General features: G+C 65.0%; 22 protein-coding genes. 11 read left to right on the top strand and 11 right to left on the bottom strand.

The window, feature by feature from the left end:
- Positions 1–20 precede the first annotated feature (20 nt).
- From HNQ95_RS10065 to tsaD, 3 genes are read right to left on the bottom strand one after another with little or no spacing between them, the layout of a single operon-like run.
- Entirely contained in the window at positions 21–317 is a 297-nt protein-coding gene (locus HNQ95_RS10065; RefSeq protein ID WP_067956152.1) for a YciI-like protein, read from the bottom strand.
- Positions 318–340: 23 nt separating this feature from the next.
- Positions 341–1,324, bottom strand: a complete 984-nt coding sequence (locus HNQ95_RS10060) for an NAD(P)H-dependent glycerol-3-phosphate dehydrogenase (protein ID WP_154386723.1) — start codon at positions 1,322–1,324, stop codon at positions 341–343.
- The gene (gene tsaD / locus HNQ95_RS10055; protein ID WP_182574061.1) at positions 1,321–2,406 is read right to left on the bottom strand and encodes a tRNA (adenosine(37)-N6)-threonylcarbamoyltransferase complex transferase subunit TsaD; all 1,086 of its coding nucleotides are present in this window, start codon (positions 2,404–2,406) and stop codon (positions 1,321–1,323) included. The genes HNQ95_RS10060 and tsaD overlap by 4 nt, the downstream gene beginning before the upstream one ends.
- 98 nt (positions 2,407–2,504) lie before the next feature.
- Here tsaD and hemC point away from each other — a divergent pair, with 98 nt between their 5' ends.
- The 6 genes from hemC (at position 2,505) to HNQ95_RS10025 (ending at position 8,478) form a co-directional block, all read left to right on the top strand.
- Positions 2,505–3,434 (top strand): hydroxymethylbilane synthase, encoded by a 930-nt coding sequence (gene hemC / locus HNQ95_RS10050; protein WP_182573992.1) that lies wholly within the window; start codon positions 2,505–2,507, stop codon positions 3,432–3,434.
- Positions 3,435–4,151 (top strand): uroporphyrinogen-III synthase, encoded by a 717-nt coding sequence (locus tag HNQ95_RS10045; protein WP_182573991.1) that lies wholly within the window; start codon positions 3,435–3,437, stop codon positions 4,149–4,151. It begins immediately after the preceding gene.
- Positions 4,152–4,272: 121 nt separating this feature from the next.
- Positions 4,273–5,643 (top strand): COG4223 family protein, encoded by a 1,371-nt coding sequence (locus HNQ95_RS10040; RefSeq protein ID WP_182573990.1) that lies wholly within the window; start codon positions 4,273–4,275, stop codon positions 5,641–5,643.
- Positions 5,644–5,653: 10 nt separating this feature from the next.
- Positions 5,654–7,234 (top strand): heme biosynthesis protein HemY, encoded by a 1,581-nt coding sequence (locus tag HNQ95_RS10035; protein WP_067956168.1) that lies wholly within the window; start codon positions 5,654–5,656, stop codon positions 7,232–7,234.
- Between the two features lie 47 nt (positions 7,235–7,281).
- Positions 7,282–7,761 carry a tellurite resistance TerB family protein gene (locus tag HNQ95_RS10030; RefSeq protein WP_154386718.1) on the top strand — a complete coding sequence of 160 codons (480 nt, stop codon included), beginning with the start codon at positions 7,282–7,284 and terminating at the stop codon, positions 7,759–7,761.
- 6 nt (positions 7,762–7,767) lie between these two features.
- Entirely contained in the window at positions 7,768–8,478 is a 711-nt protein-coding gene (locus tag HNQ95_RS10025) for a glutamine amidotransferase (RefSeq protein ID WP_067956171.1), read from the top strand.
- A gap of 3 nt (positions 8,479–8,481) precedes the next feature.
- Here HNQ95_RS10025 and HNQ95_RS10020 read toward each other — a convergent pair whose 3' ends face one another.
- From HNQ95_RS10020 to HNQ95_RS09985, 8 genes are all read right to left on the bottom strand, one after another.
- Positions 8,482–8,937: an SgcJ/EcaC family oxidoreductase gene (locus HNQ95_RS10020; protein WP_067956174.1), complete on the bottom strand. Its 456-nt coding sequence runs from the start codon at positions 8,935–8,937 to the stop codon at positions 8,482–8,484.
- Between the two features lie 151 nt (positions 8,938–9,088).
- A complete protein-coding gene (locus HNQ95_RS10015; RefSeq protein WP_154386716.1) occupies positions 9,089–10,330 on the bottom strand; it encodes an MFS transporter in 1,242 nt (413 codons plus the stop codon).
- A 188-nt stretch (positions 10,331–10,518) separates the two neighbouring features.
- A complete protein-coding gene (locus tag HNQ95_RS10010) occupies positions 10,519–10,950 on the bottom strand; it encodes a hypothetical protein (RefSeq protein ID WP_067956177.1) in 432 nt (143 codons plus the stop codon).
- A gap of 347 nt (positions 10,951–11,297) precedes the next feature.
- Positions 11,298–11,504 carry a hypothetical protein gene (locus HNQ95_RS10005; protein WP_067956179.1) on the bottom strand — a complete coding sequence of 69 codons (207 nt, stop codon included), beginning with the start codon at positions 11,502–11,504 and terminating at the stop codon, positions 11,298–11,300.
- A 45-nt stretch (positions 11,505–11,549) separates the two neighbouring features.
- Positions 11,550–12,845, bottom strand: a complete 1,296-nt coding sequence (locus HNQ95_RS10000) for an O-antigen ligase family protein (RefSeq protein WP_182573989.1) — start codon at positions 12,843–12,845, stop codon at positions 11,550–11,552.
- Between the two features lie 18 nt (positions 12,846–12,863).
- A complete protein-coding gene (locus HNQ95_RS09995; RefSeq protein ID WP_312870922.1) occupies positions 12,864–14,114 on the bottom strand; it encodes a polysaccharide biosynthesis/export family protein in 1,251 nt (416 codons plus the stop codon).
- Positions 14,115–14,203: 89 nt separating this feature from the next.
- The gene (locus HNQ95_RS09990; protein WP_154386714.1) at positions 14,204–14,878 is read right to left on the bottom strand and encodes a sugar transferase; all 675 of its coding nucleotides are present in this window, start codon (positions 14,876–14,878) and stop codon (positions 14,204–14,206) included.
- Between the two features lie 210 nt (positions 14,879–15,088).
- Entirely contained in the window at positions 15,089–15,271 is a 183-nt protein-coding gene (locus HNQ95_RS09985) for a hypothetical protein (RefSeq protein WP_154386713.1), read from the bottom strand.
- 220 nt (positions 15,272–15,491) lie between these two features.
- On the opposite strand from HNQ95_RS09985, the gene HNQ95_RS09980 reads away from it, so the two are divergent.
- The 5 genes from HNQ95_RS09980 to HNQ95_RS09960 form a co-directional block, all read left to right on the top strand.
- Positions 15,492–15,761 carry an exopolysaccharide production repressor protein gene (locus HNQ95_RS09980; RefSeq protein WP_067956186.1) on the top strand — a complete coding sequence of 90 codons (270 nt, stop codon included), beginning with the start codon at positions 15,492–15,494 and terminating at the stop codon, positions 15,759–15,761.
- Positions 15,762–16,062: 301 nt separating this feature from the next.
- On the top strand, positions 16,063–17,073 hold the full coding sequence (locus HNQ95_RS09975) for a glycosyltransferase family 2 protein (protein ID WP_067956187.1): 1,011 nt from the start codon (positions 16,063–16,065) through the stop codon (positions 17,071–17,073).
- 5 nt (positions 17,074–17,078) lie between these two features.
- Complete coding sequence (locus HNQ95_RS09970; protein ID WP_067956188.1) at positions 17,079–17,480, top strand: hypothetical protein; 402 nt, start codon at positions 17,079–17,081, stop codon at positions 17,478–17,480.
- Between the two features lie 121 nt (positions 17,481–17,601).
- Complete coding sequence (gene exoK, locus HNQ95_RS09965) at positions 17,602–18,423, top strand: endo-1,3-1,4-beta-glycanase ExoK (protein WP_067956189.1); 822 nt, start codon at positions 17,602–17,604, stop codon at positions 18,421–18,423.
- Positions 18,424–18,487: 64 nt separating this feature from the next.
- A partial coding sequence (locus HNQ95_RS09960; RefSeq protein WP_182573988.1) for a nucleotide sugar dehydrogenase occupies positions 18,488–19,041 on the top strand: 554 nt, incomplete at its 3' end.

Here is a 19,041-nt window from a genome sequence, read left to right as displayed (position 1 = left end):
CGTCCCCTCTTGGCTTGTGGTCAGGCGCTGGCCGGGTTGTTGAAGACCCAGTTCCACGGCCGGATCTGGACGCTCTCGAACAGGCCGGCCTTGGCGTAGGGGTCGGTGCCGGCGACTGCCTGGGCAGCCTCCGCGTCAGCGGCATCGATGACGACGAGCGAACCATCCGGCTTGCCGTCGGCATCGAGGAAGGGGCCGGCGAATTTCAGCGCGCCCTTGGCGTTGAGGTCGTTGAGGAAGGCGACATGGTCGGGCCGTGCGTCGAGGCGGACCTGGAGATGGTTCGGCTTGTCCTTGCAGATCAGTGCGAAAAGCATGTTGTCCCTCTCGATTTGGACGTTCAGTCGGCTTCGGCGCGCAGCGGGCGGGTCATCAGCCCGGCGACGGCCTCGTTGATGGTAATGGCATTGTCGAGCAGGGCAGCGACCGCCTCGATGATCGGCGCGTCGAGGCCACGTTCACGGGCGATGCGGGCGGCGATGTGGGCAGTGGCGACACCTTCGGCGAGCGGGCGGCCGGCAAGCTCTTCGCCTTTGCCGAGTGCCACGCCATAAGCGAAATTGCGCGATTGCACCGACGAGCAGGTCAGCATCAGGTCGCCGAGGCCGGACAGGCCCATCAGCGTTTCGGGGCGGGCGCCGAAGGCGGCGCCGATGCGGCGCAGTTCGACGAAGCCACGGGTGACAAGCGCTGCCTGGGCCGAGGCGCCGAGACCGGCCCCGGTGACGGCACCGGCGGCGATGGCAAAGACGTTTTTCAGCGCACCGCCGATTTCGACACCGATCAGGTCGTCGCTGGAATAGCAGCGCAGGTTGGCTGCCGAGAAGCGCACCGCCAGAGCCGAGGCCAGCGCCTCGTCTTCGGCAGCGACGACGACGGCGGTGGGGAGTCCACGCGAGACGTCGGTGGCGAAACTCGGGCCGGACAGTGCCGCCACGGGATTGTCGGGCAAGATTGCGCTGGAGATGTCGGACAGCAGGCGGCCGGTGTCGCGCTCGATACCCTTGGCGCAGAGCACCAGCGGAACATCGTCGGCGATATGCGGCTTGACCTCGGTCAGCACGCTGCGCAGGGCCTGTGCCGGGGTGACGACCAGCACGCAATCGGTGCCGGCAAGCGCCTGGGCAAGGTCGGTTGTGGCGGCGATGCCTGTCTCGAAGACGATGCCGGCGAGATAGCGTGGGTTGGTGCCCTTGGCGATCGCCGTGACGCTGTCTGTGTCGCGGGCCCAGAGCGTGACGGCATGGCCGGCGCGCAGCATGGCGAGCGCAAGTGCCGTGCCCCAGGCGCCGCCGCCGAGAACCGTGACCTTGTATGCGCTCATGCCTTGGCTCCCCGCCTGCCGGAACCGACGACCGGGGCTGACACGCTGTCCAGCGGCCAGCGCGAGCGCGGTACAAAATCGAATGCGTTGGGTTCGACGAGATCGGCGCGCAGGCGCTCGATGCCGGCCCAGGCGATCATTGCGGCATTGTCGGTGCACAGCGCCATCGGTGGCGCGATGAAGGCAAAACCGTTTTTGGCGCAGAGCTTTTCCAGCATGGCGCGGATCTGTTTGTTGGCGGCGACCCCGCCGGCGACGACGAGGGCCGGGGCTGCGGTGTCGGGGAACTCGTCACGGAAGCGGGCCAGCGCGCGCTTGACGCGGTCGCCGAGCGTATCAGTGACGGCTGCCTGAAACGAGGCGCAGATGTCGGCGACGTCCTGGTCGCTGAGGGGTGCCACCGATGTTGCTGCCTGGCGCACCGAGGTCTTGAGGCCGGAGAAGGAGAAATCAGGCTGGGCCGAACCCTTCATCGGGCGCGGGAAGACAAAGCGTGAAGCGTCGCCCGACTGGGCTGCATTTTCGACATTGGGGCCACCTGGATAAGGCAGGGCCAGCATCTTGGCGGTCTTGTCGAAGGCTTCGCCGAGCGCGTCGTCGATGGTGGTCGCCCAGCGCTGATAGTCGCCGACGCCCTTGACCAGGACGATCTGGGTGTGGCCGCCGGAGACGAGCAGCAAGAGGTAGGGAAATGCGAGGCCGTCGGTGAGCCGCGCCGTCAGCGCGTGGCCTTCGAGATGGTTGATGGCGATCAGCGGCTTGCCCACTGAAGCGGCAATCGCCTTGGCCGTCATCAGCCCGACGATCAGCCCGCCGACGAGGCCGGGACCGGCCGTGGCGGCAATGGCGTCGATGTCTTCAAGGGCAACGCCGGAATCCTCGAGCGCCGCCTCGACGATGCCGTCGAGAGCCTCGACATGGGCGCGCGCGGCGATCTCCGGCACGACGCCGCCAAAGGCCGCGTGCTCGTCGATCTGGCTGAATACCGTGTTCGACAGGATGCGCGGCGGCTGCCCGGATTCGAGCGCAACGACGCTGGCCGCGGTTTCGTCGCAGCTTGTCTCGATGCCAAGAACACGGATCAATTGGTCGCTACCCTGCATGATTGCCCGGTGGTAATTTCCTAGATAGGAGGTACGGGACCGCCCCGCCAGCGCGGGGTTATCACGGACCAAGCGCTATGCAAACTAGAGCCTTGAGAATCGGAACCCGCGGCAGCCTGCTGGCGCTCGCCCAGGCGCACGAGACGCGTGCGCGGCTGATGGCAGCGCACGGCCTGCCGGAAGAGGCATTCGAGATCGTGACGATTTCGACCAGCGGCGACCGCATCCAGGACCGGCCACTGTCGCTCGCCGGTGGCAAGGGGCTGTTCACCAAGGAACTGGAAGAGGCGATGTATGCCGACGAGATCGACATCGCCGTGCATTCGTCCAAGGACATGCCGACGCAGCTGCCCGACGGGCTCGAATTGTCGGCGTTCCTGCCGCGCGAGGACCCAAGGGATGCGTTCATCGGCCGCGCGGCACCCAGCATCATGGAACTGCCGCAAGGTGCCGTCGTCGGCTCCTCGTCGCTCAGGCGACAGGCGCTGATCCGACGCATGCGGCCCGACCTCGACGTGGTGATGTTCCGCGGCAACGTGCAGACCCGCCTGAGGAAGCTTGACGAGGGGGTGGCCGAGGGCACGATCCTCGCCAATGCCGGTCTGCGCCGGATTGGGCTCGAAGAGGTCATCACCGATCTGATGGCGCTCGACGCCTTCCCGCCGGCCCCCGGGCAGGGTGCCATCTGCATCGAGAGCCGCATTGGCGATACTGCTGTCACCAACATGCTCCAGGCGATTGATCACAAGCCGACCGGGCAGGCTCTGGCCTGCGAAAGGGCGTTTCTGGCCGCACTCGACGGCTCTTGCCGCACGCCGATCGCCGGATATGCCGAGATCGACGGCGACAGGCTGTCTTTCGCCGGGCTTATCCTGACCCCGGATGGTACGCTGTGGCACGAGGCCAAGGCCGACGGCCGGGCGGCGGATGCCGCCGAGATCGGCCGGAATGCCGGCGACGAGGTGCGGGCACGGGCCGGCACCACATTCTTCGAGGGATGGAGCTAGATGGCACAGCGGGTGCTGGTGACGAGGCCGGAACCCGGCGCAACCCGCACCGCGCGGCGCCTCGAGGCGCTCGGCTTCGAGCCTGTAATTTTGCCACTTTCCGAAACGCGACCGCTGCCGGTGGCGCGTGAAAGCGTCCCGTCCGGCGCGACGGCGATCGCGGTGACAAGCGCCAACGCATTGCGACACGCGCCGAGCGGGCTTGTCGAGCGACTGCGGGGCCTGCCCTGTCACGCCGTTGGCGCAAAGACCGCGGAAAGCGCGCGCAAAGCCGGCTTCTACTCCGTCAACGAAGGTCCTGGCGACGCTGCCGCGCTCGCCGACATGATAGCAATCGAACTCGGCAAGGCGACGGTTGCCTATCTGTGCGGCCGGGTACGGATGCCGGACTTCGAACGTCGTCTCGGCATCAACGGGGTGCGGGTGGTGCCGATCGAAACTTATGACACTGTCGCGCTCACTCCGGCCCCTTCCTTCGTGCGCCAGCAGCTTGGCGGGCAACCAATCGACGCCGTGCTCGTTTACTCGGCGCGTGCCGCAGCCGCCTTCGGTTCGCTGATGGAAATGCACGCCGAGGCGGATTTCCTGATGCGCAACGCGCGTTGCCTTTGCCTGTCCGGCCGCATCGCTTCGGCGCTGGTCGGCGGTATCAGGGTCGAGGTCGCGCGCGATCCCAATGAGGATGCGCTGCTGGCGCTTCTCGGCGATCCCGACTGACGGAAAGGCTACTTGCCATCAACCGGCCTTTTTTCGCGGGACGGTGGGTGTTACTGGTTTTTGATCTTCGAACCCGCATCTGCCGCGGGATTTATGCCAACGAAATCGCGGAGCCCCCAGCATGGTCAAGACGCCGAAGACGCGCCATTCGAAGACGCATCGCGATCCGGTGACGATCGAACTGGAGCCGGGCGCGGTGTCGCGCGTCGAAGAGGCCGCCAAGCCTGACGCTGAGACGGAGGCGGTCGCGGCGACGGCCGGCGAAGAAGCCCTGACCTCGGCAGAGACGCCGCCAGAGGAGACGGCGGCGAAGGCAGACAGCGCCTATGCCTCCTATGACTACAGCTTCGAAAACGACAAGCCGGCCGAAACGCCCAAGGCCGAGGCGTTGTCGCGTGCTGCTTCGTCGAGTTCGGCTGGGTCGCGGGCAACAAGTGCTGCAGCCTCGGCTGCATCATCGAATCGTCAATCAGCATCCGGACTGCTGCCGGGCCTGGCCGGCGGCGTGATCGCGCTGTTGGTGGCCGGTGGGCTGCAATATGCCGGCGTGCTGGGTGCCCCCGGTACCGGAACCGGTGACAATGGACAGATGCAGGCCGAAATCGCCTCGTTGAAGTCGCAGCTGGCCGATCTCGGTGCTGCCGCCAATGGCGGTGCGGCGCTGAAGGGTGACGTCGACGGCCTCGCCGCTGCCGTCCAGCAGGTGAAGTCGGACATCGAGGCGCTGAAAGCGACGGCCGGCCAGGCCGGGTCGAATGAGGCCCTTGCCACGCTCGACGGCCGCATCGCGCAGGTTGAAACTGCCGTGGCCTCGCTCAGCCAGAACAACGGCGCTTCGAGCGAGATCGCAGCACTCACCGAGCGCGTCAGCGGCCTTGACGCGGCGCTGAAGTCGGCGGGCGAGGCGGCGACGGTCGATGACGGCAAGATCGCGACGCTGGAGCAGTCCATCTCCGCGCTCACTTCGAAGGTCGACGCACAGGCGTCGCAGCCCAAGATCGCGCTGGCGATCGCCGCTTCGGCGTTGAAGGCGGCTGTCGACCGGGGCGCGGGCTTCGGCGCCGAGCTCGAAACTTTCGCCGCGATTTCCCCGGAGGCGCCGGAACTGGCGGCCCTGAGGGCTCATGCCGAAAAGGGCGTGCCGACACGCGCCGATATCGTGACCGAAACCGATGCGGCGGCGAATGCGATGATCGCTGCAGCCAAGCCGGTCAACGAGGATGCCGGCATCCTCGAACGGCTGGTGTCGAGCGCCGAGCAACTGGTTCAGGTGCGGCCGATCGGGGCGGTCGAGGGCACCGGCGTGCCGGAGACGGTGGCGCGCATGGAGGTGGCGGTCAACCAGGGCGATTTCGCCAAGGCGCTGGCCGAATATGACACGCTGCCCGAGACGGCGAAGGCTGCGGGCGCCGACTTCGTTGCCAAGCTTAAGGCGCGGCTAGATGTCGAAACGCTGGTCGACAAGCTTGTCGCCGGCGCGATGAAGGCATGAGGGACGCCAGATGATCCGTATCCTGTTCTATCTGGCCATCGTTTTTGCGCTCGGGCTGGGCTTTGCCTGGCTGGCCGACCGTCCCGGCGACATGGTCGTGACCTTCAGCGGCTACCAGTACAAGGTCAGCCTGATGGTGGCAGCGGTGGCGATCACCGCGATCGTTGCGGCAACGATGTTGACCTGGTGGCTCACCAAAGCGGTTTGGAATAGCCCTTTCACCATCGCCCGGCATTTTCGCGCCCGCCGGCGCGACCGCGGCTATCAGGCGCTGTCGACCGGCATGATCGCCGCCGGAGCGGGCGACGCCGCACTTGCGCGCAAGAAGAACAAGGAAGCCGCCAAGCTGATCAACTCCGACCAGGAGCCGCTGATCCTGCTGCTTGATGCCCAGGCGTCGCTGCTGGAGGGCGACCACGACACGGCGCGGCAGAAGTTCGAGGCGATGCTGGACGATCCCGAGATGCGGCTGCTCGGCCTGCGCGGGCTCTATCTCGAAGCCGAACGGCTCGGCGACCGGGCCGCTGCACGCCACTATGCCGGCCGCGCCGCCGGCCTTGCGCCGCAGCTCGGCTGGGCGGCGGATTCGACGCTCGAGGAAAAGTGCGAACGCGGCGACTGGGACGGCGCGCTGGCGCTGATCGACGCGCAGAAGTCGACGCGCCAGATCGAGCGCGACGTTGCCAACAACAAGCGCGCGGTGCTTTTGACCGCCAAGGCGATGTCGCTGTTCGAAGGCGATTTCAATGCGGCGCGGACCGCAGCGCTTGAGGCCAATCGGCTGCGGCCCGGTTTCGGTCCGGCGGCTGCAATTGCCGCAAAGGCGCTGTTCCGCCAGAACGACGTGCGCAAGGGCTCGAAGGTGCTGGAGACGGCGTGGAAGGCGGAACCGCTGCCCGACATCGCCGAGCTCTACGTCCATGGTCGCCCAGGCGATGCCGTGCTCGACCGGCTGGCGCGGGCAAAGAAATTGCAATCGCTGAAGCAGAACCATCCGGAATCCTCGCTCGCCGTGGCGCGGGCGGCACTGGAAGCACAGGATTACAAGCTGGCGCGCTCCGAGGCCGAGGCCGCCGCACGGATGCAGCCGCGCGAGGGTGCCTATCTTTTGCTCGCCGACATCGAGGAAGCCCAAGGTGGCGACCAGGGCAAGGTGCGACAGTGGCTGTCGCGGGCCGTGCGCGCGCCGCGCGACCCGGCCTGGGTGGCGGACGGCGTGGTCTCCGAACGCTGGGCGCCGTTCTCACCCGTCACCGGCCGGCTCGACGCTTTCGAATGGAAGGCGCCGGAAGAGCGGCTCGGCCACCTGATCGAGCAGGACGACGAGCCGAACGAGCGGGTGTCGATCCCTAGCATTCCGGCAGCGCAGCCCGCCGGCGACGACATCGTCGACGTGATCGTCGAGGACGAGGTGGCGCAGGAGACTGCGGCAGTGCAGCCCGTGCCCCCGCGCGCGGTGCCGCCGGCGACCGACGGCGCGACCCTGACCGACGAGGATGACATGGCCGAACCGATCCGCTTGCCCGACGACCCCGGCGTCGATCCGGAAGTGGAGCGGGAAAACGCCCAGAAGCGGTTCCGTTTGTTTTGATTTCAGCTCGACCCTAGATCTAGGCTTGGCCCAAACAGGAACCGACGATGTTCGAACGCATGATTTCGTTTCTGAAGGACCTGCCGGCGGCAGGGTCCAAGGCGAGCTGCGAGGACGATCCGCGCGTTGCCGCGGCGGCGCTGATGTACCATGTCATGGACGCCGACGGCGACCGGCAGGACGTCGAATGGGAGCGGGTCAAGCAGTTGCTGAGCCAGAGCTACGGCATTTCGGGCGCCGAGCTCGACCGGCTGGTCAAGGCCGGCGAACAGGCCGACAACGAAGCGATCGATCTCTATGCCTTCACCAGCGTGCTCAAGCGCAACCTCGACGACCAGGCGCGCAAGGACTTCATCGGCATGATGTGGGAAATCGTCTATGCCGACGGCGAGCTGCATGAGATGGAGGACAACACCATCTGGCGCATCGCCGAACTGATCGGCGTGGAAAGCCGCGACCGCGTCGAGGCCAAGCGTAAGGCGGCTCAGAAGGCGCAGCGCCAGATCGGACCCGAAGCGGACGAGTAGCTGTAAATGCCGGGCAAGGCGCGACCCAAGATACTGGTGGTGCTGCATCAGGAGCATTCGAGTGCCGGCCGCGTCGGCCATGTGCTGATCGAGAACGGCTTCGAACTCGACATCCGCCGGCCGCCGCTCGGCGATCCCTTGCCCGACACGCTCGACGGGCATGCCGGCGCCGTGGTCTTCGGCGGCCCGATGAGCGCCAACGACCAGGATGAGTTCGTTCGACGCGAGACCGACTGGCTGGCGGTGCCGCTCAAGGAAAACCGTCCGTTCCTCGGCATCTGCCTCGGCGCCCAGATGCTGGTCAATCATCTCGGCGGCAAGGTCGAAGGGCATGGCGAGGGGCTTGTCGAGATCGGCTGGTATCCGATCAAGGCGACCGAGGAAGGCCGCAAGCTGATGCACTGGCCCGAGATGGTCTACCAGTTCCACCGCGAGGGCTTTTCGCTGCCTGGGGATGCCGTGCTGCTGGCGTCGTCGGAGAGTTATCCCAATCAGGCCTTCCGTTATGGCGACAATGCCTGGGGCATCCAGTTCCATGCCGAACTGACGCGGGTGATGATGCAGCGCTGGGTGGTGCGCGGCGCCGAACGCTTCGTCTTGCCAGGCGCCCAGCCCGGCCGCGACCATCTCGGCGGCCGGCTGATCTGGGACATGCATCTCAAGCGCTGGCTCGACGAATTCCTGGTCAGGATCTTCGGCGAACCGGCCAAGGGCTGAGGCTTACTTCTTGCCCTCGCGGGCGTCGATTTCGCTCTGCTGGGTGTCGATTGCCGCTGCCTGTACCTTGGTGTTCTGTCCGGCGCCGACCATCCAGCGTCCGTTCTCCTTGACCAGCACATAGAGCGGCGAACCTTCGAGTTCGCCTTCGATAGGCGTGCCGTCCTTGTGGATCGGGCGCTGGCGGACATTCACCGCGGCCACGTCGGGGCTCAGCATCGTGACATGAGCGACGTCGTAGCGGGCATACTGGTCGCCCAGGTCAGGGGTCAACACCTTGCGGGCGAAGTCGGAAATCTCGGCCTTGCTGCTGAACCGCCGACCAAAGGCGGTGACCCAGACGGCGTCGGGACGGAACAGGGCGAGGAAATCGTCCGCCGAGCGTTCGTTCTGCGAGCGCTCGACTTCGGTGATCAGCTTGTTGATCAAGGCGAGGTCGTTGTCATTCACATTGGACATGGTCATTCCGAACTATTCTGAGGGCTCGCGCAGTGTTCTTCTTGCGGTGATCAGGCGGGGCAAGCATCGCGATCCCCTGACCGATGTAGAAGAATGTATGAATACGTTGCGACGTTTGCAACGCCGGCAAAGCAACCGGGCAATGGAAAGGTCAGACGTGCCGGTCGAGGTGCCTGACCTTGCGCAAGGCAGGGAACGTCCAGGCCCAGATGCCGGCAACGGCAATGGCGCCGATGCCGCCGAAGACGACGGCGGGCGCGGTGCCGATCAGAGCGGCCATGGTGCCGGCGCGGAATTCGCCGAGTTCGTTGGAGGCGCCGACGAAGACGCCGTTGACCGCGTTGACGCGACCACGGACATGGTCGGGCGTCCACAGCTGGATCAGCGTTTCCCTGATGTAGACGCTGACCATGTCCGTGGCGCCGAGCAGCGCAAGTGCCGATATGGAGACCCAGGGGATCGTCGAGATGCCGAAGACCGCCGTGGCGACGCCGAACAGCGCCACGAAGACGAACATGACCTTGCCGGCATGGTCGCGGATCGGGTGCCCGGCGAGCCAGACGGCGACGATGATGGCGCCGACGCCGGGGGCGGCGCGGAGCAGGCCGAGGCCCCACGGCCCGAGGTCGAGAATGTCGCGCGCATAGACCGGCAGCAACGCCACGGCGCCGGACAGGAGCACGGCGAAGAGGTCGAGCGAGATGGCGCCGAGCACGACCTTTTCGCCCCAGATATAGCGGAAGCCGGCGAACAGCGTCTCGACCGACGGCTTGTCGGTCTCGCTGCGCTGGACCGGCCTGGGGATGGAGAAGATCAACGCCGTCGATGCCAGCATCAGGACGGCGGCCGCACCATAGGCGATCTCGGGCGACAGGCCGTAGAGCAGGCCGCCGGCGACCGGGCCGACGATCGTCGCGGTCTGCCAGGCCGACGAGTTCCAGGCGACCGCGTTGGCGAAGTCCTCTGATGGCACGAGGTTGGCGACCAACGACGCCGAGGCCGGACCGAAGAAGGCACGCGCAATGCCGAAAACGACGAGCACGGCGAAGATCGGCAACGGGCTTGCAAGGCCGTGGTAGGTCAGCGCCAGCAGTGCCGCCGCACAGGCGGCCTCGACCAGGGCGGACAGGCCCATGATCAGCCTGCGGCCGAAACGGTCGGCCACGACGCCGGTGACAAGCACGAGCAGCAACGCTGGGGCAAACTGGATGATGCCGACGAGGCCGAGGTCGAAAGGGTCGCGTGTCAGGTCATAGACCTGCCAGCCGACGCCGACCGAGATGATCTGCGTCGAAAAGGTACCCAGGAAGCGAGCCACCCAGTAGCGCGAGAACGCGCCATGGCGGAAGGCGGCGAAACGCTGTTCAGGTGCCGTGGCGGTCTGGGATGTCATCGGGGCGGGCGAATGCACCTGTTGCGGCGCCGGTCCGGATCGCGCCAGCCGACACGCGCTGCATAGCGCAGTTTGCGGACGGGCGGGCGGACAAAATCAGCTGGATCAAGATTTTCCGGGTCGGCTGGCCAGCGTGGCCCGGCACATCACGCCACCGGGCCAACGCCGCATGGTCCCGGCCAGCTTTGCTACCTGACGAAGACCGTCACCGCGCCATCTTCGGCGATTCTGGCGGCCAAGATGGCCGAGGTGTCGACCGTGTTGGCGTCGATCTGCTTTTTCAGCGCGCTGTTGGCCATGATCGCGGCCTGCACGCCGGTGATATCGGCCTCGTTGTCCGACACGGCCTTGTCCAGTGCCTGCTTGTCGCCGGGGCTGACGATGTCGGAAACCTTGACGACACGGACGCTGCCGACGGTCGTCATGGCCTGGATCGCGGTTGCAGTGCTCCGGCTGGCTTCGATGGCCGACATGACGGTTGCGAGATCGGCCATTGCGCCGGTACTGGCCGTCGTGGACCTATCCAGCTGCGCAGCCGGCTTGGCGGCGTCCTCGGCGGCGGCGGGTACCGCCAGCGTTGCCGACGCGATCAGGATCGCGATAGCATGTGCATGTTTCATCTCTTTCCTCTCGAATTCCTGGCCTCTCAAATTTCTGGCCGCCGCCCAGGTGACAAACCGACCGGGCCGGTTTCGGTTCCGCGAAAATGCCGTTTCGGGTGACGTCGGACGGCAGGTGCTGGCAGAGAGTAAAGCCGGGTGTCGCCGATCAGGCGCCCATCATCCACAGCACTGCGCTCGACGCCCCGAACACCACGGCAAGATAGAACCAGTCTGTCCAATCCATCGATGACTCCTGAGATCAGGGCGTGCCACGCAACGACCGCGTCCGCCGATACTGCCTGTTGGGCGGCAGTTGCATTGCAAGGCCGGTTCGGTGCCTGGACGCCGACAACTGGGGACGCTGGTCACTGCAACAGATGCAGCACCAGGACAAAAGCAGTGGCGTTGGTGTGGAGCATCGTTGTTGCCATCGCCAGCATCGTGGCCGCGACGAAATAAAGTTCTATGCGCTGTTCGCCTTTTTCGGGGCGTTGCGGTTGAAGTGGTGTCGGCATGATGTCGGCTCCAGCGATATCAGCTGATTCAATTCCCGAAACGACCGACAGTTCCATGACGTCGACCAGGATTTGACAGAAGGCTGGTGCGGGCAGGCTGCGTTACGCCTGGATGCCTGGACCGATGCCGTTCGACGGCATCGAAGGCGACGGCGGGCGCCAGTCCGCTGCCGAAGCGGGCCGTCGCAGCGCCGCCGGCTCCTTGGCGCGGGCCCAGCAGTAGTAGAGCAGGAACGAGCCGATGACGTAGGGCTGGAGGATATCCACCTCGAAGAACGAGCGAATGACCAAGAGCGCGAGCAGGCCGGTCTGCAGCAGGGCTTCGGTCCAGTCGCCGTCGGACAAAAGGCGCGCGATGCAGAGCCTGAGGATGGCGAGCAGCGGCAGCACGATCATGACCGCGCCAACATAGCCTGTTTCTACCAGCGTCTCGATATAGGTGTTGTGGAAGTGGAAGCCGGTGCGGGCGGGGATGTAGAACTCGTTCCACAGCCGCTCGGCCTCGGAAAAGCCCTGCACCCAGTAGGCGGCATAGCCGACGCCGAGCAGCGGCGTGTTGGCCGCCGCATCGATGCCCTGCTGCCAGAGATAGGTGCGGCCAGTCAGCGTCGAATCCTTGCCGAAGGCGCCGAGCACCATGTCGGCCGCGCCGAAATTGAGGGCGGCCAGCACTGCCGTGCCGGCAAGCGCGAGGCCGGCGGCGAAGAAGATCCGGCGATGTATCGGCGAGAATGCCTCCAGTCCGGCGATGGCGACGACCATGGCTATGGCCGCGGGCGTGGCGAGCATCGATGTCGCCGATTGCGACAGCACCAGCGACGCGGCCGAAAGGGCGACGACGCCGAGCGCAAGGAGGCGAGCGATGCGGCTGCGGGTCAGGAACAGCGCGAAATAGCAGCCCAGCAGCACGCCCAGCGAGGCGTAGAAGCCGAGCTGGTTCTTGGAGCCGAAGGCGCCGACGAAGCTGTAGCTGCCGTCGAGCGCGTCGTAGACATAGCCGCCCTGCAGCATCGAATAACCGAGAATGACGGCGATGCCTGCGATGGCGCCGATGCACAAGGTGCGCGCATCGATGACACGGGCGGCGATAACGGCGCAGACGACATGTGTGAGGTACTGGAGGGCTGCGCGCAAGGTGACGTCAGGCGCGTCTGACCAAAAATAGGACAGGCATGCCAAGAACGCGAAGGCCAGGAGTTGCGGCGACCGGGCAAGGCGGCCGAGCGTGAAACGGTAGTCGACCAGCACCAGCGGCAGCCACACCGCGTAATACATCAGGATCGAGATCTGGCCGATGCGGAAGGAATAGGCGAAGACGAAGAACGAGACGGCGACCGCGAACGCGCCGTAGAGCGTGTTGCGGCCGGGTTCGACCAGTGACGACTTGCTGATCCGCATCGCGTCTGACCCGATCAACTACTGGACGAGCGGGCTACCCGACCGCACGACCTTGATCACGTCGCCGGGCAGGATGGACGTGTCCTCGGCAGCCGTGATTTCCTTGCTCTTGCCATCGCTGCCCTTGCGGACGAGGACAAAGGACGTCGGCTGCTCGATGCCGGCTGCCGCGGACGCCGTGCCGCCGGCTTCGGCGATCAGTCCCTTCTGCATGCCGAGCTTGAGCGTCACCGCATTGAGCTCGCCGACAGTCTTCTGGCGCTCGACGGCGAGTTCGGATTCGGCGTTGTTCCTGAGATCGATCGCTTCCTGCTCGGCCTTGCTGACGTCCTGCTTGGCACGCAGCGTGGCGGTCTCGAGGTCGAGGATCTTGCCTTCCATCTCGGCGATCGAACGTTCGGTCGACAGCACGCGTGTGTTCACGACGAGCCCCTTCTGCGCCAGCGTGTCGATGCCGCTGAGTTCCTTTCTGGCGAGTTCGACCTGGCGTTTCTGCGTCTCGGCCTTCTGGCCGAGCGAGACGATCTCGCTTTCGAGCAGGCCCTTGAGGTTGTCGAGCGCCTGCAGCCGGAGCGTGAGCTTCTTCTGGCGCGAGGCCATGATGGCGGTCTCGTTGGCGACCATGCCGTCCACCCCAGGCAAGGAGGCGATGTCCTTTGGGGCGGCGAATTCGGTCTTGCCGGTGAGTTCGGCGTCGATGCGCGCCTGCGTCACAATCAGGCGGAGCTGCTCGTCGGACAGCACGGCGTGGCTGCCTTCGGCGTTGATGAGGTCGCGCTCGGTGCGGGCGCCGTCGGCGCCGCGACGCATGCCGCCGGCGATGCTGACCGCCTTGAGCACGGTGAGGTCGGGCGCATAGGCATATTGACCGGGGCTCTGGATGTCGCCGGAGATGTAGAACGGGCGAAACTGCGCGACCTCGACCGAAGCCTCGGGGCGATCGGACAGGCCGAACTTGTCCTGCAGGGTCTTGCCGATGGTCTCGGCGATCTCGGCCGTCGTCTTGCCCGCGGCTTCGGTCTCACCGACGAACGGCAGCGACAGCTTGCCGGAGGGGCCGACCGTGTAGTCGCCGCTGACCGAGGACCAGTCGCGGAAGGCGCCTTCGACGGTCTGCCATTCGACGACGCGGATTGTCAGCTTGTCCTGGGTGCCGAGCTTGTAGTCCTCGGCTGCGGCCAGGGTTGTCGCGAAAGCGAGGGCAAGACAGAGCGCGGCGCCCATGCCGAGCAGGCGCTTTGCGCGCTTGGGAGTGCTGATGGTGTTCAACGGTATCGTCCATTCCTGTGCCGCGACATCTCCGGGGATGCGCGGCTGGGAGTGGCCGCGCGCGCCGGCGCAGCCCGATTGCGGCAGGATCAGTAGCTGCCGCGCGACATGCAGACGGCCGGAACCGTCTTCAGGATGATGCGGATATCTTCGACGAGCGACCAGTTCTCGACATAGTGACGATCGAAGGCCACGCGGCTGTCGTAAGAGACGTCGTTGCGGCCGCTGACCTGCCACAGTCCTGTGAGACCCGGCCGGGACTTGAGGTAGAAGACGACGGCCTTGCCGTAGTATTCGAGCTCGTCGCGGACCACCGGGCGCGGGCCGACGATGCTCATGTCGCCGAGCAGGATGTTGATGATCTGCGGCAGCTCGTCGAGGCTGAGCTTGCGCAGCACGGTGCCGACGCGGGTCACGCGCGGATCGTCCTTGAGTTTGCGCGTTGCCTCCCACTCGGCCCGCGCCTCAGGATCGTTGCGCAGATGAGCGGCCAGAACTGCATCGCCGTCTCGAACCATGGTGCGAAACTTGAGGCACTGGAAGATACGGCCGCCGCGGCCGATGCGGCGATGGCCGTAGAAGACCGAGCCGCCGTCGGAGACTTTCACCAGTAGTGCGATGAGCAGGAACAACGGGCTCAGCGCGACGATGCCGAGACCGGCACCGACGATGTCGAATCCGCGCTTGGCCACGCCACCGAGCGGAGGAAGGTCGGCGGCCATATGTGGAAACTCCAAGCTGCTCGACTTGGCTAGATCCCTCATGCTGCAACTCCAATTGGTCGATAAATCGCCCCAGAATCGCCCCGTGTCAGGATAGGATTGGTATGCTGCGCCGCAACACACGTTTTTTTGACGCGTGAAATATTTGCGCCAGTAGATGTCCAAGAACCGTGCATGGCCTGCACAAAAAGAGTCCATTGCGACAGTTTTGTGTCCTCAAGATTAATGCGTATGCAGAATCAATCCAGTCCATCAGGTGGAAATGCCTGGAATTATATCTTCGTCATGCTGCTGTTTAGTCGAACAAAGTGCGTCAAGAGATACGAGCATATTGTTACAGGCGGCTGATATCGCAGAAATTTCTGAAATAACGCCATCAAAGGCAAAAATCGTTTCGACTTGGGGCATCGCCGGACGGTGCAATGCAGCATTCATCTTTGCCGTCTAGACTCGCTCTCCAAGAGGCTCCGCTTGCTGACAGTTGGGCGGGTCAATATAGTGGAATGACGTTCTTCGCGCCGACCGGCTGGGGCCGCGCCGGCATCAAAATAAAACGAAGGAACGGACACGGGCGGAAGCTTTCAGGGCAAGGGGAGTTGCAAGCAACATGGCGACGAAATCAGTGCCGATGCCTCCGGCCTGACGATCAGCTGACATGACTTTACCCAAATTCGTGTTCGGCATGGCGATGGTCATCGCTGTCGTGGCGTTGTGGTCCTACATGGATGCTGCCGGCTGGGGCACGATCTTGCTGCGCGCGGTGATATGCGCGGTTGTTCTTCAGGTCGGATACTTTCTCGTCGTGCTGGCAATGGTGGCGCGCGCCGGGCCGAAACCGGTGGAAACCGGCAAGTCGAAGACCGCGGCTGAAGGTACCGCCACTGTTCCAGCCGACGACCTGACCCCGAAAGGCAGCGCTCACTAGACCGACAAGATCGGCGTGAGCGGCCGCCTGTTCCGGCAGAATCGCTGCCGTCCTGCCCGTATATGTAAGCAAGACGCGACGCTGCCAATCCGAAGGCGGCCTTGGCGGTCTCGGTGTGATGAAACCGTCATATGTGATCGGACGAAGCTGCCTGCAGCCCTTGGAAAGCCGCGGCTTGCCGATGGCGGTTGCCGGTGCCCGTAGCGCCTCCCGTGAATCGCCGTAACAAAAGTTGGGGTTCCCTTGTTAGCAGGTGCAATATAGCTCTTGCGTCGGCGGGCTATGACGAAAGGCAACCGACGTGAGCGGAACCGACGTCTGTGTCATCATTGCTGCGCGCAACGCAGCCGAAACGATCACGACGGCCATTGCCTCCGCTCTGCTGGAGCCGGAGGTGGCCGAGGTGGTCGTCGTGGACGACGCTTCGACCGATGCGACCGAGGCGGTGGCGCGCGCCGCCGATGACGGCAGCGGCAGGCTTCTGGTGCTGCGGCTCGACGTCAATCGCGGCCCGTCCTTTGCCCGTAACATGGCAATACGCCACTCCAGGGCGCCGCTGATCAGCATTCTCGACGCCGACGACTTCTTCCTGCCGGGACGGTTCGCGAAGCTCGTGGACGGCGATGACTGGGATCTCGTCGCCGACAACATCGTCTTTGCCGAACACGCCTCGGTGCGCGACGTGCTGTCGGGCAGCATCGAGCAGTTCGCAGCCGATCCGACCGAGCTCGACCTTGTCGGCTTCGTCGCCGGCAACATTTCCCGGCGCGGCGCCCGGCGCGGCGAGCTGGGTTTTCTCAAGCCGGTGATGCGGCGCGCCATGCTCACAGAGCACGGCCTGCATTATGACGAGCAGCTGCGCCTCGGCGAGGATTATGCGCTCTATGCCCGGGCCCTGGCTTTCGGTGCCTGCTTCAAGCTGATCCGCTCCTGCGGCTATTGCGCGGTGGTCCGGTCCAATTCGCTGAGCGGCCAGCATCGTACCGAGGACCTGAGGCGGCTGGCCGATGCCGATCTCGATCTTCTGGCGCTTGCCGGTCTGACAGCCGGACAGCGACGTGTCCTGCGCCGCCATGAGCGGCATGTGCGCGACAAATATCGGCTGCGACATTTCCTCGATCTCAAGGCCAGTGGCGGGCTTTCCGGTGCGATGGGCTTTGCCTTCGCCTCGCCGACGAACCTGTCGGCCGTGACCAAAGGGGCGGCATTCGACAAGCTCGAGCTGCTGCGCCGTCGCAATCCGTCGGCGATGGAAAGTGGCGCTGCACGTCCACGCTACCTGATGGCCGGCTCGGCCGCGAAGGCGGGGTAGGGCGCATGGCATCGATCTTTGCATTCCGCACCCGCAGCCCCGACCGCGACCGGCAGACCGACGAGGCGCGCTTCGGCCAGCTGTCGCGGGCGCTGGACGAACTCGCCGCCGGCATCGAGGCGGAACGAACCGGCATCCGCAACCGCTACGAGGCGGTCTCGGCCAATGCTGCTTTCCTTGTCGAAGCCATGGAAAATTCAGCGGTTTCCGTGCTGCGGGCGCGTGAGATGGACCAGATGACAGAATCGCTCAAGGCCTGTCTGAGACGGATCGAGGCGCTCGGACGGCAAAAGGATTTCGTCGCTGGGCTTCGTCATTCGCTGGACATTTTTGCCGATGAAGGTCGCGAGACCGACGAGGAATCATCGGCACGTTTGGCGCAAGGGGAGGCCCTGCGCCAGTTCTAGGCCCGAGGCGACAGGGCCTGACATCAGGGAGGATGGGAGGATTTCGTCCGGCTGGGGGCATCTCCGGCCGGTGTGGCAATGCGGTTTCCGGGCGGGAGGCGCGAAGACACAAGGATGACCTATGAACGCGAACGTTAGGGACTACAGCGCGTGCCGACCTCTCGGCAGTACCGCTGCGTTGGCAGTGTCGGTCACACTTGCCGGCCTGCTGGGTATGTCGGGTGGTGCCGTGGCGCAGGAGGCCACCGGCAAGTCCTTCGTTGAGACCTTCGACACGCTGACCGCTTCGCGCTGGTTCATCTCGGACGGCTGGAACAACGGCAAGCACCAGAACTGCACCTGGTCGAAGGACCAGGTCAAGGTTGCCGACGGCAATCTGGTCCTGAGCTTCGAGAAGAAGCCATTGAAGAACCGCGACTATTCCTGCGGCGAGGTGCAGACCAAGGAACGTTTCGGCTACGGCACCTATGAGGCGCGGATGAAGACAGGTACCGGCTCGGGCCTGAATGCCGCCTTTTTCACCTATATCGGCCCGGTGCACAAAAAGCCGCATGACGAGATCGACTTCGAGGTCCTGACCAAGGATCCCTCGAAGGTGCAGGTCAACGCCTATGTCGGCGGCAAGTCCAATGACGAGAAGCTTGTCGACGTGCCCGGCGGCGCCGACCAGGGTTTCAACGACTATGCCTTCGTCTGGGAGAAGGAGCGGCTGCGCTGGTATGTCAACGGCCAGCTGGTGCATGAGGTGACCGATCCTACCCAGCTGCCGAGCAACCCGCAGAAGATATTCTTCAGCTTGTGGGGCACCGGCACGCTGCGCGAATGGATGGGCGAGTTCACCGATCCCGGCAAGCCGGTGAGCATGGCGGTCGATCGCGTCGCCTTCACCGCCCCGGGCGAAGCTTGCCAGTTCGAGGGCTCGGTCGCGTGCACCCTGAAATGACGGGCAGATACCCAGGCGCGGTTCAGCCGCGCTTCGACATCATCAACAGACAGGAACGGACTGGATGAACCTCACGGTATTTGGGATTGGCTATGTCGGTCTTGTTCAGGCGGCTGTTCTGGCCGAGGTCGGTCATGATGTCGTCTGTGTCGACGTCGATGCGGCCAAGGTCGAGCGGCTGAACCAGGGTTTCATCCCGATCTTCGAGCCGGGGCTGGAGGCGCTGGTGCGCGAGAACCACGCGGCGGGGCGTATCGTCTTCACGACGGACGCTTCGATGGCCGTGCGCCATGGCGCGATCCAGATGATTGCGGTCGGCACGCCGCAGGGCGAGGACGGCTCGGCCGACCTCAAATATGTGCTGTCGGTGGCCGATGCCATCGGCCGCGAGATGGCGGGTGCCAAGATCGTGGTGACCAAGTCGACGGTGCCGGTCGGCACCGCCGACAAGGTGCGCGAGACGATTGCGGTGGCCTTGAAACAGAGAGGCCGGGAGGAGCTAAGCTTCGACGTCGTCTCCAATCCGGAGTTTTTGAAGGAAGGTTCGGCGGTTGCCGACTGCATGAAGCCCGACCGCATCATCGTCGGCACCGACAGCGAAGCGGCCGAGGAGGTGAT

The sequence above is a fragment of the Aminobacter ciceronei genome (genome assembly GCF_014138625.1).
Classification (GTDB): domain Bacteria; phylum Pseudomonadota; class Alphaproteobacteria; order Rhizobiales; family Rhizobiaceae; genus Aminobacter; species Aminobacter ciceronei.
This window is presented reverse-complemented; position numbering and strand designations above follow the sequence as displayed.